The 13,130-nt window shown below is 69.9% G+C and carries 18 protein-coding genes and 1 riboswitch; of the genes, 9 read left to right on the forward strand and 9 right to left on the reverse strand.

Annotation, left to right across the window (positions count from 1 at the left end; translation table 11 throughout):
* Positions 1–21: 21 nt before the first annotated feature.
* The 4 genes from ACIA5D_RS35745 to ACIA5D_RS35760 all read right to left on the reverse strand — a co-directional run bounded on the left by ACIA5D_RS35745 (position 22) and on the right by ACIA5D_RS35760 (position 3,686).
* On the reverse strand, positions 22–1,086 hold the full coding sequence (locus tag ACIA5D_RS35745; protein WP_396034960.1) for an MFS transporter: 1,065 nt from the start codon (positions 1,084–1,086) through the stop codon (positions 22–24).
* Positions 1,087–1,170: 84 nt separating this feature from the next.
* On the reverse strand, positions 1,171–2,235 hold the full coding sequence (locus ACIA5D_RS35750) for a DUF2786 domain-containing protein (protein ID WP_396034836.1): 1,065 nt from the start codon (positions 2,233–2,235) through the stop codon (positions 1,171–1,173).
* On the reverse strand, positions 2,232–3,350 hold the full coding sequence (gene dusB / locus ACIA5D_RS35755) for a tRNA dihydrouridine synthase DusB (protein WP_396034962.1): 1,119 nt from the start codon (positions 3,348–3,350) through the stop codon (positions 2,232–2,234). Before dusB ends, ACIA5D_RS35750 begins: the two co-directional genes overlap by 4 nt.
* 66 nt (positions 3,351–3,416) lie before the next feature.
* Positions 3,417–3,686: a hypothetical protein gene (locus ACIA5D_RS35760; RefSeq protein WP_396034837.1), complete on the reverse strand. Its 270-nt coding sequence runs from the start codon at positions 3,684–3,686 to the stop codon at positions 3,417–3,419.
* Positions 3,687–3,823: 137 nt separating this feature from the next.
* On the opposite strand from ACIA5D_RS35760, the gene ACIA5D_RS35765 reads away from it, so the two are divergent.
* On the forward strand, positions 3,824–4,321 hold the full coding sequence (locus ACIA5D_RS35765) for an XdhC family protein (protein WP_396034838.1): 498 nt from the start codon (positions 3,824–3,826) through the stop codon (positions 4,319–4,321).
* Here ACIA5D_RS35765 and ACIA5D_RS35770 read toward each other — a convergent pair.
* The 3 genes from ACIA5D_RS35770 to ACIA5D_RS35780 all read right to left on the reverse strand — a co-directional run bounded on the left by ACIA5D_RS35770 (position 4,299) and on the right by ACIA5D_RS35780 (position 6,597).
* The gene (locus ACIA5D_RS35770) at positions 4,299–5,678 is read right to left on the reverse strand and encodes a glycine--tRNA ligase (protein ID WP_396034839.1); all 1,380 of its coding nucleotides are present in this window, start codon (positions 5,676–5,678) and stop codon (positions 4,299–4,301) included. The two genes, ACIA5D_RS35765 and ACIA5D_RS35770, sit on opposite strands and share 23 nt — an antisense overlap.
* Positions 5,679–5,744: 66 nt before the next feature.
* The gene (locus tag ACIA5D_RS35775) at positions 5,745–6,239 is read right to left on the reverse strand and encodes a hypothetical protein (protein ID WP_396034840.1); all 495 of its coding nucleotides are present in this window, start codon (positions 6,237–6,239) and stop codon (positions 5,745–5,747) included.
* Positions 6,240–6,255: 16 nt separating this feature from the next.
* A complete protein-coding gene (locus tag ACIA5D_RS35780; RefSeq protein WP_396034841.1) occupies positions 6,256–6,597 on the reverse strand; it encodes an antibiotic biosynthesis monooxygenase family protein in 342 nt (113 codons plus the stop codon).
* 34 nt (positions 6,598–6,631) lie between these two features.
* Between ACIA5D_RS35780 and ACIA5D_RS35785 the strand changes: the two genes are divergently transcribed.
* The 7 genes from ACIA5D_RS35785 to ACIA5D_RS35815 are packed head-to-tail and all read left to right on the forward strand — an operon-like array spanning position 6,632 to position 10,901.
* Positions 6,632–6,886, forward strand: coding sequence for a DUF6703 family protein (locus ACIA5D_RS35785; RefSeq protein WP_396034842.1), 255 nt, complete (start codon positions 6,632–6,634; stop codon positions 6,884–6,886).
* A gap of 55 nt (positions 6,887–6,941) precedes the next feature.
* Positions 6,942–7,835 (forward strand): metal ABC transporter substrate-binding protein, encoded by an 894-nt coding sequence (locus ACIA5D_RS35790; RefSeq protein ID WP_396034843.1) that lies wholly within the window; start codon positions 6,942–6,944, stop codon positions 7,833–7,835.
* The gene (locus tag ACIA5D_RS35795) at positions 7,832–8,611 is read left to right on the forward strand and encodes a metal ABC transporter ATP-binding protein (protein WP_396034844.1); all 780 of its coding nucleotides are present in this window, start codon (positions 7,832–7,834) and stop codon (positions 8,609–8,611) included. The genes ACIA5D_RS35790 and ACIA5D_RS35795 overlap by 4 nt, the downstream gene beginning before the upstream one ends.
* 47 nt (positions 8,612–8,658) lie before the next feature.
* Positions 8,659–9,528 (forward strand): metal ABC transporter permease, encoded by an 870-nt coding sequence (locus ACIA5D_RS35800; protein WP_396034964.1) that lies wholly within the window; start codon positions 8,659–8,661, stop codon positions 9,526–9,528.
* Positions 9,529–9,558: 30 nt separating this feature from the next.
* The gene (locus tag ACIA5D_RS35805; protein WP_396034845.1) at positions 9,559–9,858 is read left to right on the forward strand and encodes an ArsR/SmtB family transcription factor; all 300 of its coding nucleotides are present in this window, start codon (positions 9,559–9,561) and stop codon (positions 9,856–9,858) included.
* Positions 9,855–10,259, forward strand: coding sequence for a Fur family transcriptional regulator (locus tag ACIA5D_RS35810; protein WP_396034846.1), 405 nt, complete (start codon positions 9,855–9,857; stop codon positions 10,257–10,259). The genes ACIA5D_RS35805 and ACIA5D_RS35810 overlap by 4 nt, the downstream gene beginning before the upstream one ends.
* 27 nt (positions 10,260–10,286) lie before the next feature.
* Positions 10,287–10,901 carry a hypothetical protein gene (locus ACIA5D_RS35815; protein WP_396034847.1) on the forward strand — a complete coding sequence of 205 codons (615 nt, stop codon included), beginning with the start codon at positions 10,287–10,289 and terminating at the stop codon, positions 10,899–10,901.
* Here the strand turns inward: ACIA5D_RS35815 and ACIA5D_RS35820 are convergent.
* Both ACIA5D_RS35820 and ACIA5D_RS35825 read right to left on the reverse strand, forming a co-directional pair.
* Positions 10,861–11,406 (reverse strand): DUF6328 family protein, encoded by a 546-nt coding sequence (locus tag ACIA5D_RS35820; protein ID WP_396034848.1) that lies wholly within the window; start codon positions 11,404–11,406, stop codon positions 10,861–10,863. The genes ACIA5D_RS35815 and ACIA5D_RS35820 overlap by 41 nt on opposite strands.
* Entirely contained in the window at positions 11,403–12,224 is an 822-nt protein-coding gene (locus ACIA5D_RS35825; RefSeq protein ID WP_396034965.1) for an alpha/beta fold hydrolase, read from the reverse strand. Before ACIA5D_RS35825 ends, ACIA5D_RS35820 begins: the two co-directional genes overlap by 4 nt.
* A 141-nt stretch (positions 12,225–12,365) precedes the next feature.
* Positions 12,366–12,471: riboswitch (TPP riboswitch) on the forward strand.
* Between the two features lie 55 nt (positions 12,472–12,526).
* On the opposite strand from ACIA5D_RS35825, the gene ACIA5D_RS35830 reads away from it, so the two are divergent.
* On the forward strand, positions 12,527–13,111 hold the full coding sequence (locus ACIA5D_RS35830; protein ID WP_396034849.1) for an ECF transporter S component: 585 nt from the start codon (positions 12,527–12,529) through the stop codon (positions 13,109–13,111).
* Positions 13,112–13,130 lie beyond the last annotated feature (19 nt).

The raw sequence follows: 13,130 nt of genomic DNA on the forward strand, positions 1-13,130 counted from the left end.
GCCGAGACTGCCGTCGGCCCCTCATCCCCGGCGGGCGATTTCCAGGGTCGCGGTCAGCAGCAGCGGAATGGCGGCCAGCGCGAAGAGCAGCGTCAATGGCACGGGCAGGCCGAAACCGGTGTACAGCAGCACGGCGAACACCTCGGCGCCGAAGCCGCTCACCGACAGGACCGTGCTGCGCGCCGGCCCGGTGATCGCCTCCTGGAGGCGGGTCTCGGCGCGGACCATGGCGTACTGGAGCAGGCCGAACGCGGCGGCGATCGGGATCATGCCGGCCAGGTGCGGGATGAGGGCGCCGCCGGCGATCAGCGCCGCCGCGCCGGCGACGACCAGGGGCATCGGCGCGACGTCGCGTCCGGCCAGGGCGCTGCCGGCGGCCATGGCGAGTGCCACGAGGGCATAGACGACGGGTACGCCTACCGTCGGCGCGCCCATGTCGCGGGCGAGCAGCGGCAGATACTCGTCGAGGGCGGTGAACCCGGGCAGGAGCGCGGCGATCGTGACCGCCAGCAGCGTGGACCGGTCGCGTACGGCCTCGCGCAGCCCCGAGGTCAACAGCTCCCGGTAAGTGCCGGTGTTGTGGTCGTCGTCGTCAGCACCCGTACGACGAAAATCGGGAAGTCGAAGCGCGAGGAGACCACCCAGCGTGACCATCGCGATGCTGGCGATGCCCACGAGGCGGTAGCCGCCCGCGGAGAGCAACGGCGCGGCCAGCAGCGTCGCGGCCAGCGTGGCGAGGATGCCGATCGTGCCCGCGCGGCCCATGATCTTGGCGTAGTCGTCGCCGACCTGGTCGTAGACGAGCGCTTCCAGCGAGCCGGAGGACAGCGCGCCGCCCAGCCCCCACAGCACGAAGCCCAGCGCGAAGCCAGGGAATGCCGGCCAGATCAGCCAGAGCGCGAAACCGGCGGCGGTGAGCAGCTCACCGATCGCGTAGAGGCCGCGACGGGACCATGCGTCGGCCAGCGCGCCGGACGGCACCTCGAAGGCGAACGAGACCACCGACCAGATCGCGAACAGCATGGAGATCTGGCTGGTGGACAGGCCCGCCTCGGCGAAGAGCAGCGCGTAGACCGGGTAGAGCAGGACTCCGTCGGAGCAGGCTCGGACGGCGTAAAGGGTTCGGGTTCAGCGTCAGACCGGGTGCATGGGTCGATTCTCGCGCGCCGGTCAAGCCAGTTTGGCCTCGTCCGCCGCTGCGCGGCCGGACTCCCATCCCTCCAGGCTGTCGACGCGGCTTCCTCTCGCTCTGACCGTACGGGGGAAAGCACGCGTGACCGCCTCCCGTACCTGGAGGTCGCGCCCGCGCAGCACCGGGAGAAGATCGCTGTGCTGCTCGATCTCGTGCCGGGTGGCCCGCTCGAAGCGCTCGCCGATGCGGACCGCGTACGCGACGAGGAAGCTCCGCCGGAACGCCTTGATCCGCGTTTTGCCCTTGGCCGGCTCGTCGCGCGCCATGGCCCGGTTGGCCTGCACGAGCAGTGACGTGTAGAGCAGCTCGACCGCGTCGATGTCGGTGTCGAAGCCGAAGACGGTCGAGAACGCCAGCTCGGGTGACCACACGGTGTGACAGTGGTTGGCGCGCGCCACGGCGTCGAGCAGGCTGGCCTTCTCGCTCTCGTAGGGGTGATCGACTCCCAGGCGGCGGGCCAGCGGCGCCTCGCCGGGAGTGGCGCTGAGGACCTCTTCGATGCTGTGCCGGGCGATCAGCTCCTGGGCTTTGGCGGAGAACGCCTCGGCCTCGGCGGGGAAGTCGGTGGACTCGGCCTTGGCCAGGAGCGCTCGCACCCGCTCGAGCACCCGGTTCTCGGCGCCATGGAGACGTTTTTCCGGCATGTCGCCCGGGGCGGGGATCAGCTTCTCGATGGTGGGCAGCTTGCGGAGCTCGAGCAGGAGGCTGAGGCCGGCGTCGAGGGCCCTTACCCGGTCGGCTTTGTTTCTTCCGGCCGGCAGCTCCTCGGCTTGCGCCCGCCACCGAAGGTCAATGTCCGGAAATCTCGGGATATATGCCTTGGCGGCCTCGGCCATCAGCTGCGCCTGCACCGGATCGCCCAGCCGCGCCACCACCCGATGCAATTCGGCCGGCTGCCACCCGCCGCGAACCAGCCGATCGACCCCCTCGGCAACCGCGCTTCGCAGGGCCGCGTCGGTCTCCTGCGCCGGTGCCACCGTCAGCGCGTCCAGGCCGTCCTCGTAGCTGAGATTCCCGCGCAGCACATCCTGGATCGTCGTCATCCGCCCGACTCGTCGGTTTCGGCGCCGACCGGGACGGTGTCGTCGTCGCGGCTGTCGAGCCAGCCGTAGGGCAGCGAGACCTTGCCCGGCGCGTTCACCCGGCCGCGCGGCTGGCCCAGCGCCTCGACCGGGAACGGGATCGACGGGTCGAGCTTCTCGAGGAGATCGTCGAGCTCGGCCAGCGACGAGATCATGGCGAGGCTGCGGCGCAGGTCGCCGCCGACCGGGAAGCCCTTCAGATACCACGCCACATGCTTGCGGAAGTCGGCGCAGCCATGCCGCTCGTCGCCGAGCGCGTCGACCAGCAGCTCGGCGTGCCGGGACATGATCTTCGCCACCTCGCCGAGCGCCGGCAGCACCGGGCGGTAGCCGTCACCCTGGGTGAACGCGGCCTCCAGATCGGCGAACAGCCATGGGCGGCCCAGGCAGCCACGGCCCACGACGACGCCGTCGACGCCGGTCTGCTCGACCATGCGCAGGGCGTCCGAGCCCTCCCAGATGTCGCCGTTGCCGAGCACCGGCACGTCGAGGGCCTGCTTGAGGGTGGCGATCGCGTCCCAGTCGGCCTTGCCCGAGTAGCGCTGCTCGGCGGTGCGGGCGTGGAGCGCTACCGCGGCGACGCCCGCCTCCTGCGCGATCAGGCCGGCCTCGACGTACGTGAGATGGTCGTCGTCGATGCCCTTGCGCATCTTGATCGTCACCGGGATGCCGAACGGCTTCGCCGCGGCGACCGCCTGCGACACGATGCTGCCGAAGAGGCGCCGCCGCCACGGAAGGGCCGAGCCGCCGCCGCGGCGGGTGACCTTCGGGACCGGGCAGCCGAAGTTGAGGTCGATGTGATCGGCCAGGCCGTCCTCGCCGACCATCCGCACCGCGCGGGCCGTGACGTCGGGATCGACGCCGTAGAGCTGAAGGCTGCGGAAGTCTTCGTCGTCGGCGAAGGCGATCATCTTGAGCGTCTTGGGGATCCGCTCGACCAGCGCCCGCGTGGTGATCATCTCGCAGACGTAGACGCCGCCGCCCTGCTCCCGGCAGAGCCGCCGGAACGCCACGTTGGTGATGCCGGCCATCGGAGCCAGCACAACGGGCGGGTTGACGGAACGGTCGCCGAGCATGAGCGGTGCAGTCACGCCCTACAGCGTGACACGCCCAGCCCGGCGACCTCGAATCGCCCGCTCCGCTTAACGGCGTTCGTCGCGCGCGATCAGCATGCCGACTATCTGCCGCGTCTCACCACGCAGCTCACGCATCTCGCGCTTCAGCGCGGCGAGACTCTCAGTGTGCTGCAACTCCGAGATCGCGAGCGCCTCCAGAACGTGGTTCTGCGACGAGAGGGCGGAGGCCATCGAGCGCAGGTCGCGATCCTGGCCGGCATCGAAACCTGTTCTCTCTCCCATTCGCTCCTCCAGAGCGTTGAGGCGTTGTTCGAGTTGTTCAAGGGTGGGGGTCATCGACGTCTCCCGAACCGAGTAAGGGGATCGGCGGAGCCGTGGAGGCTCCGCCGCGTTTACATCCTAGCCTCATGACTACTAGTCGCACGACGGCCAAACTGCTGCGTTGCCCGCGTCGGTCTGGCAGAGTCAGCGGCGTGAGCGATGGTCATGGTCCGCGGCGGCTGGTGGTCGTGTTCGAGTCACCGGTGGCGGAGGCGATGCTGCGGCTCGCCGTCGAGGTCGGGTTCCAGTCGGTGCTGGTCGAGCCCGACGAGACGCGACTGCAGGGCACGCCGCGGCCGCACGGTGACCTCTTCGTGCACGACCTGAAAGCCGCACATCTCGACGACAGCACCGACGTCGTGCTGAGTGACCATCACCGGGCCGAGATCGGCGTGGTGCTCAAGGAGGCGCTCGCCGCCCAGACGCGGTGGATCGGCATCCTGGGCAAGCCGTCGATCGAGGGCCCGCACGTCCAGATGCTGCGCGACCTCGACGTCCCCGAGGATCAGATCGCGCGGGTGCACCGCCCGATCGGCCTCGACATCGGGTCGAAGACCCCGGCCGAGATCGCCATCGCGACCTTGGCCGGGCTCATCGCGGACCGAAATGATCGGCCCGGAGGTTTCTTCAGCAGCCCGGGAGCCGCTTGAGCAGGTAGTCCTCGACCTGGGCGAGGGCGACCCGCTCCTGCTTCATCGTGTCGCGGTCGCGGATCGTCACGGCGTCGTCGGTGAGCGTGTCGAAGTCGACCGTCACGCAGAACGGCGTGCCGATCTCGTCCTGGCGGCGGTACCGGCGGCCGATCGCCTGGGAGTCGTCGAACTCGACGATCCAGCGCTTGCGCAGCGTGTCGGCGAGGCCGCGGGCCTTCGGCGACAGCTCGGGGTTGCGCGACAGCGGCAGCACCGCGACCTTGATCGGCGCGAGCCGCGGGTCGAAGCGCATGACCGTGCGCTTGTCGACGCCGCCCTTGGTGTTGGGCGCCTCGTCCTCGTCGTACGCCTCGAGCAGGAAGGCCAGCACCGCGCGGGTGAGGCCGGCGGCCGGCTCGATCACGTACGGCACCCAGCGTTCCTGCTTCTCCTGGTCGAAGTAGGAGAGGTCGACCCCGGAGTGCTTGGAATGAGTGGACAGATCGAAGTCTGTCCGGTTGGCGATGCCCTCGAGCTCCGCAAACTCGGTGCCGCCGAACTGGAAGCGGTACTCGATGTCCACCGTGCGCTTCGAGTAGTGCGACAGCTTTTCGCGCGGGTGCTCGTAGAAGCGCAGGTTGGTCTCGGACAGGCCGAGATCGCGGTACCAGTTCCAGCGCTCCGAAAGCCAGTACTCGTGCCACTGCTCGTCCGACCCGGGCTCGACGAAGAACTCCATCTCCATCTGCTCGAACTCACGCGTACGGAAGATGAAGTTGCCCGGTGTGATCTCGTTGCGGAAGCTCTTGCCGACCTGGGCGATGCCGAACGGCGGCTTCTTGCGGGCCGCCGTGGCCACGTTGTTGTAGTTCACGAAGATGCCCTGCGCGGTCTCGGGGCGCAGGTAGTGCAGCCCCTCGGCGCTCTCGGTGGGGCCGAGGTAGGTCTTCATGAGCCCGTTGAACATCTTCGGCTCGGTGAAGGTGCCCTTGTTGCCGCAGTTCGGGCAGTTGATCTCCTGCAGGGAGGACGGGAGCGAGCCGTGCTTGGCCTCCCACGCCTCCTCGAGGTGGTCGGCCCGGAACCGCTTGTGGCAGGACTGGCACTCGGTCAGCGGGTCGACGAATGCGTCGAGGTGGCCGGACGCGGCCCACACGTCGCGAGCCAGGATGACGGCGGAGTCGAGGCCGACGATGTCGTCACGCTGCTGGACCATGGTGCGCCACCACTGGCGGCGGACATTCTCCTTCAGCTCCACGCCCAGCGGACCGTAGTCCCAGGCCGAGCGGGTTCCTCCGTAGATCTCGCTGGAGGGGAAGACGAAGCCCCGGCGCTTGGCCAGGGAGACGACGGCATCGATACGGTCGGCGGGCATGTTCCTCCTACGCCGGCTGGGTGTCGGCGGGGACAAATTGGTAGTTGATCCGGACGAACAGCGAGATTACTCCCCGATCTCGCACACCTCGAACGTGCCCGTCTTGCTATCGATCCCGAGATATGCCTCGAGCTGGGCATTGCTGCCGTCGTCATAGGTGGCGTCCACGGGGACGGCGCCGCTGAACGGATCAAGATCACCGATCGTGTACGACTCGATGACCGGCTCCGCGGCGACGCGGGCGCGGAACGCCGCGGGACTCTCATTTTCCTGCGCGTCGTCGCAGAGCAGGTTGTACGCCTGGTCGTATTTTCCGACGCGCACCGCATTCAGATACGAGCTGATGGCGACGTTGGCCTTCTCTTGATTCGACTTCTGGGAGGCCACGCCCACGCCGATCAGCGCGGCCGTGCCGAGGCCGCAGACGAGCAGCACGACGCCGACCGAGATGCCGATGGACCAGCCGATGCGCTTGCCCTTGCCCTCGACCGGCGGGGCCGGGAAGGGCGGGTAGACGCCGGGGCCCTGCGGTGGTGCGGGAACGTGAGGCGCCGTCGTCATACGGCCAGATTAGTCGTCAGCGCCACGGCTCGGCGGCCCGGTCGCTGGCGGTCACGACCACCTGGCCGCCGGGCTCGGCGCTGGCGAGGGTCTCGAAGGCGGAGGGCGTGTCGACCGACTCGGCGAGCAGCGGGGTCGCGTGCACCTTGACGTCGAAGTTGCCCAGGGCGCGCCGGTAGGCTCCCACCGACTCCCACTCGGTCACCAAGGTCCAGTGGGCGGGGTCGTCGAGGGCCCGGGTGAGCCGCCCGGAGAGGTATCCCGGGCGCTCGGCCAGCGCGGTGAGGGCGGCGTGCGCCCGGAGCACGAAGCCGTCCTGCGTGTCCGGCGCGACCACGAAACGGTTGAGCACGAGCATGCGACGAGCGTACGCAGCGCGAGGAGGCGACACGGTGGCACCGTCCGAGAACCTGCTGCGCCGGATGGCGCGGGTGAGCCCGACGACGGCGTTCATCGTGGCGCTGGTGCTGATGCTGGCCGGGTTGTTCCTGCCGGGAATCGTCGGCGCGGCGCTGCTGTTTCTCCTGGCCGCGGGGCTGGCCGGGCTGACCTTCACGACATGGCCGGTGCAGGCGCCGCCGACGCGCGTCCTGCGCGTGGTGATGCTCGTTCTTCTGCTGGCCGGCGTCGTGACGAAGGCCATGTGAACCGCGATCCATGCGCTTTTGACAATCATTATCATTGTCGGGGACAGTGGATGGTATGCCCCGTGCCCTGCTCGCCGTGCTCCTGACGCTCGCCGTCGCCGCCGGTTGCGCCGGGCGTGCCTCCGCGAACGGCTTCACCGGCGGGAAGCTCAACGTCGTCACGGCGTTCTACCCGTTGCAGTTCCTCAGCGAGCGAATCGGGGGCGACGCGGTGACCGTCACGAATCTCACCAAACCGGGTGCCGAGCCGCACGACGTCGAGCTCAACCCCCGCCAGGTCGCCCAGGTCGCCGACGCGGGCCTCGCGGTCTACCTCGAGGGTTTCCAGCCGGCCGTCGACGCCGCCGTCGCCCAGGAGGCCAAGGGCCGCTCGTTCGACGTGGCGAGCGTGGTTGATCTGGTCCCGTTCAAACCCGGCAGCGACGAGAGCGGCCTGGATCCGCACGTCTGGCTCGATCCGTTCCGATTCTCGACGATCGCCGGCAAGCTGGGCGACCGCCTGGCCGAGGCGGATCCCGCGCACGCCGCCGACTATCGCGCCCGGGCCGGTCAAGTTCAAGATCAACTTCAAGATCTCGATGACGCGTACGTCAAGAGCCTGGCCAGCTGTGCGCGACACGAGCTCGTCACCAGCCACGAAGCGTTCGGTTACCTGGCATCCCGGTACGGGCTCACCCAGATCGGCATCACCGGCATCTCCCCCGAGGCCGAGCCGTCCCCGCGCCGCCTCGCCGAGGTCGCGGCCGAGGCCCGGGCCACCGGCACCACCACGATCTTCTTCGAGACGCTGGTGAGCCCCAAGGTCGCCGAGACCATCGCGCGCGAGGTCGGCGCCAAGACCGCCGTGCTCGACCCGCTCGAGGGCCTGACCGACAGGAACGCCGACTACTTCACCGTCATGCGGGCCAACCTGGCCGCGCTCACCACGGCATTGGGGTGCACCTCATGAGCGTCGTCGACGTACGCCATCTCGCCGTCGGCTACGACGGCCGCGAGATCCTGCACGACGTCTCGCTGTCGGTGCGCGGCGGTGAGGTGGTGGCGATCCTCGGCGCCAACGGCTCCGGCAAGTCGACGCTGATCCGCACGATCCTCGGCCTGGTCCCGTCCGCGCGCGGCGAGATCGACCTGTTCGGCACCGCCCAGCGCAAGTTCCGCGACTGGGCCCGGGTCGGTTACGTGCCGCAGCGCCTCGGCGCCGGCTCCGGGGTCCCCGCCACCGTCGGCGAGATCGTCGCCTCCGGCCGGCTGGCCCGCCGCGGCATCTTCCGCCCGTCCGGCGCCGCCGACAAGAGGGCGGTCCGCGAGGCGCTGACCGCCGTCGGCCTGCTCGACCGCATCGGCGACCCGGTCGCCACCCTCTCCGGTGGCCAGCAGCAGCGCACGCTGATCGCCCGCGCCCTGGCCGGCCGGCCCGACCTGCTGGTGCTCGACGAGCCGACCGCGGGTGTCGACGCCGCCAGCCAGGAGGCGTTCGCCGCGGCGCTCGGCGAGTTCGCGGCCCGCGGCGGCACGATCCTGCTGGTCGCGCACGAGCTCGGCCCGCTGCGTCCGCTGATCGACCGGGCGATCGTCGTGCACGAGGGACAGATCGCGCACCAGGGCGTCCCGCCCGAGCCGGCCGGACACCACGCCGACCCCGACCACGACCACACGCACCCGCACGCCGCGCCGGAGAAGGCCAAGATCTGCGTGGCGCCGACGGACCGCATCACGGCGGGATAATGCCCGTCCGACCACCCCGCCGCCACCCTTGAAAGGACTGAAGTCATATCGACCTTTTCGTGTACGACTTCATGATCCGCGCCCTGATCGGCGCGCTGGTGATCGGCCTGGCCGCCCCCGCGCTCGGCATCTACCTGGTGCAGCGCCGGCTGTCGCTGATCGGCGACGGCATCGGCCACGTGGCGCTGACCGGCGTCGGCGTCGGCCTGCTGCTGCACCACTCCCCCGTGATCAGCGCGGTGATCGTCTCGGCGGCCGGCGCGGTCGGCATCGAGCTGATCCGCCAGCGCGGCCGCACCTCCGGCGACCTGGCGCTGGCGCTGCTGTTCTACGGCGGCATCGCGGGCGGCGTGGTGCTGGTCGGCCTCTCCGACGACAGCAGCAACGCCAACCTGATGCAGTACCTCTTCGGCTCGCTGATCACGACGTCGCCCGAGGACCTCGTGGTGATCACCGTGCTGGGCGCGGCCGTGCTGCTGGCGATGACCGTGTTCCGGCCGGCGCTGTTCGCGATCTCCAACGACGAGGAGTACGCGCGGGTCAGCGGCCTGCCGGTGCGCACCCTCAACCTGCTGATGGCGGTGACGACCGCGGTGACGGTGACGATCGCCATGCGTACGGTCGGATTGTTGCTCGTCTCCGCGCTGATGGTCGTCCCGGTCGCCGCCGCCCAGCAGGTCACCCGGGGTTTCCGCAGCACCATGGGCCTGGCCATGGTGATCGGCCTCGGCGCCGCCGCCGCGGGCGTGGCCGTCTCGGCCGAGATCGACACCGCCCCCGGCGCCACCACCGTGATCCTCGCGCTGGGCGTCTTCGTGGCGCTCTCGATCGGCGTGGGCGCCGTCCGTGCGGTCCGCCGGCGCGCCGCGCACCAGCCACGGGAGGTGGAGCCACCCGATGTCGTCCTGCAGAGTTGACCGGTGCCACGCGATAAATTGGCGGGGACGATGACGACGACCGGGTACGAGGCCTACGAGTCGGCCGGGGAGCTGCTTCGCGCTCTCTCCGCGCCGATCCGTGTCGCGATCGTCGCCGAGCTCGGCGTGGGAGAGCGCTGCGTGCACGAGCTCGTCGAGAAGCTGGGCGCGCCCCAGCCCCTCGTCTCCCAGCACCTTCGGGTGCTGCGGGGCGCCGGGGTGGTGCGGGGTGCGCGGCGCGGCCGCGAGATCGCATACTCCCTGGTGGACGATCATGTCGCGCACATCGTCGCCGACGCCGTCAGTCACGCGAGGGAGGTCAGACCGTGAACGCGGACACGAGCGCGCAGCGGAACACGAAACAGCGCAGCGCGGTCAGCGCGGCGCTGAACGACGCCGAGGGCTTCAACAGCGCCCAGGACCTGCACGCCAAGCTGCGCGAGCGGGGCGAGCGGGTCGGCCTGACCACGGTCTACCGCACGCTGCAGGGCCTCGCCGACGCCGGCGAGATCGACGTCATGCGCCCGCCCGGCGGCGAGCACCTCTACCGCCGGTGCAGCCAGGGCCATCACCACCACCTGGTGTGCCGGGCCTGCGGGCGGGCCGTCGAGGTGGAGGGCCCGGCCGTCGAGTCGTGGGCCGACCGGATCGCCTCGCAGAACGGTTTCGTCGACGTGTCGCACACCGTCGAGATCTTCGGCACCTGCCCGGAGTGCGCCGCCAAGCGCTGATCTTCTCCACATGGGACGCTTCTCCGCGTGAAGCTTTACGCCGAGCGGCTCCCCACCGCCATCCGCCAGCTGCTCACCGACATCGTCGTGGTGGTCTGGGTCTACCTGTGGATCAGGGCGGGCCTCTGGGTCAACGACATGGTCGAGAAACTCGCCGTCCCCGGCCAGAAGCTGCAGAGCGCCGGCGGCGGCATAGCCGACAACCTCGCCGACGCCGGCAGCAAGGTCAACCGGGTTCCGCTGGTCGGTGACCAGCTGGTCAAGCCGTTCAACGGTGCCGCCGACGCGGCGCGGTCCATCGCCGACGCCGGGCGGCAACAGCAGGAGATCGTCGATCAGATGGCGTGGGTCCTGGCGATCCTCGCGGTCTCCGTTCCGCTCGCGCTGGTGCTTTTCCTCTGGCTTCCGTTGCGGTTGCGGTGGATGCGCCGGGCCGGGGTGGCGTCTTCCGTACGCGCGGAGCCCGCCGGCCGCGATCTGCTGGCGTTACGCGCGCTCGCTTCGCAACCGCTCGACAAGTTGACGAAGCTGGGCCCGGACATCGCCCAGAGCTGGCGCAACGGCGACGCGGAGGCGGTGGATGCCCTCGCCGAGCTCGAGCTCAGGCGCCTGGGTCTGTCGGTGTCGGGTCGTCGCCGATGAGCTCCTCGTCCTCCTGCTCGGCGTCCTCGTCGATCCAGTTGTGCCGGTAGAGCGGGATGCCGGCCCAGAAGACGAGGAACCAGAGCGCGGCCATGATGCCGAGGACGATCGCGACCGGGCGGCTGAGCAGGTAGTCGACGATCAGGAAGATGCTGCTCACCATCGAGACCAGCAGGAACGCGAGGCCGCCGCTGACCATCCGGTGCGCGTAACGGACCAGTTCGGGCTTGCGCCCCTGGCGGAACAACGCGCGGTGGAAGGCCACCGGCGAGATGAGCATGGCGGCGGCCGCGGCCGCGGAGAGCAGCGCGACCACGTACACGTTGCGCTGGAACGGCGAGGCGTCCGGGAAGCCGGCGCTGAACGGCAGGGTGAGCAGGAACGCGAAGAGGATCTGCACGCCCGCCTGCGCGACCCGCAACTCCTGGAGCAGATCGCCGAAGTTCCGGTCCCATCGGTGCTTCTCGGTCTCGTTCCCGATCCGGCGCCGTTGCGTAGGCCTCATGCCGGCCTGATGCGGTCCAGCGCGACACCGGCCACCGACTCCGGCGCCTGCTCGGGCGCCCAGTGGCTCACCCCGCGCAGCACGACGAACTGGTAGTCGGCCTCCACCCAGTCGCGGGTGCGCAGGGCGGCGGTGCGCGCGACGACCCCGTCACGGTCGGGCCAGATGTACGTGGTCGGCACGGTGATCACCCGGACCGCGCCGAGGTCGCGCCCTTCGAGGCCGCGGTACCAGTTCAGGCCGCCGGTGAGCCGGGCCCGGTCGTCGCGCATGGCGTCCACGTACAGGGCGGCGCGGTCGCCGATCGGGCGCAGCATCGACTTGAGCGCGGTGGCGCCGCCGGCCATGAGGAAGCGCTCGGCCGCCCGCGAGCGGAACAGGGCGAAATACGCGAAGCGGGCGCGCTGGGTCGGGCGTACCCGCATCGCCAGCTGCAACGCCTTGGGGTGCGGCACCGAGATCGCGGTGAGCGAGCGCACCCGGCCGGGGTGCAGGGCGGCGAGCAGCCAGCCCACCTGCGCGCCCCAGTCGTGGCCGATCACGTGCGCCGACTCGATCCCGAGCGCGTCGAGCACGGCCACCGCGTCGGCGGCCGGCTCGGTGATCCGGTACGCCTTGACGTCGTCCGGGCGAGCCCCTGGCGAGTATCCGCGCTGGTCGAGGGCATATGTGCGGAGGCCCGCCGCGTGCAGCTTCGGGAGGATCAGGTCGAACTCGCGGTGATCCTGCGGGAACCCGTGCAGGAGCAGCACCGGCTCGCCGTCGGCCGGCCCGCCCTCGTACACGTCAAAGGTGAGCCCGCGCGCCTTGATCTCCATGTTGTTGATCACTCCCTCGCTGTCCACCCGCCAACATCGGTGTTAGCGTCATCGAAACACATGCAATGAAGATTGTTCGCGACGGCGGAGATCACGTGCGTCGCTCGCGCGATGCGCGGGTCAAGGTAGGTCGCGAACAACCTTCACCGACAGGGGAGCGCACAGCGCTGAGAGTGCGGGGTAATCCCGCAGACCCTCGTACCTGATCTGGGTAATGCCAGCGCAGGAAGCTCGGTCTTTCTCCAGCCGCGCCGCAGTGCAGCGGCGTGCGTCTCCTCCCGGTACCTACTGGGAGGCAAATCATGGCAACCACCAACTCCAACCGATGGCGCACGATCGACATCGTGATCGCCTCGATCGTCGCGGTCGCGTTCGGCGTCATCTTCTGGGCGTGGAACCTGCTCTGGAACGGGCCCGCCGACGCCATCCCGCTGCCCGGCCGGGCCGTGCTCTACGGTATGTGGCTGGTCCCGGCCGTGCTCGGCGCGCTGATCGTGCGCAAGCCCGGCGCCGCCTTCTACACCCTCACGCTCGCCTCGCTCGTCTCGGTGGCGATCGGCACGAGCTGGGGCTGGACCCTGGTCGTGCAGGGCCCACTCGAGGCGCTCGGCGCAGAGGTGATCTTCGCGGCGTTCGCGTACAAGGTCTACAACCTGCCGGTGGCGATGCTCGCCGGCGCCGGCGCCGGCATCGTGGCCTCGGTGTACGACGCGTTCGTCTGGTACCCGGGCTACTCCTGGGCCACGTTCCGCATCCCCTACATCCTGATCACCGCGGCGTCGTCGCTGGTGGTCGCCGGCATCGGCAGCCTGCTGCTGGTGCGGGCGCTGGCTCAGACGGGTGTGCTCGACCGCTTCCCGGCGGGCCGGTCGCGCGCGCTGGTGTGATCCTTGATTCCATGTGAAT

It is taken from the genome of Actinoplanes sp. NPDC051513 (assembly GCF_044454685.1).
Lineage (GTDB): Bacteria > Actinomycetota > Actinomycetes > Mycobacteriales > Micromonosporaceae > Actinoplanes.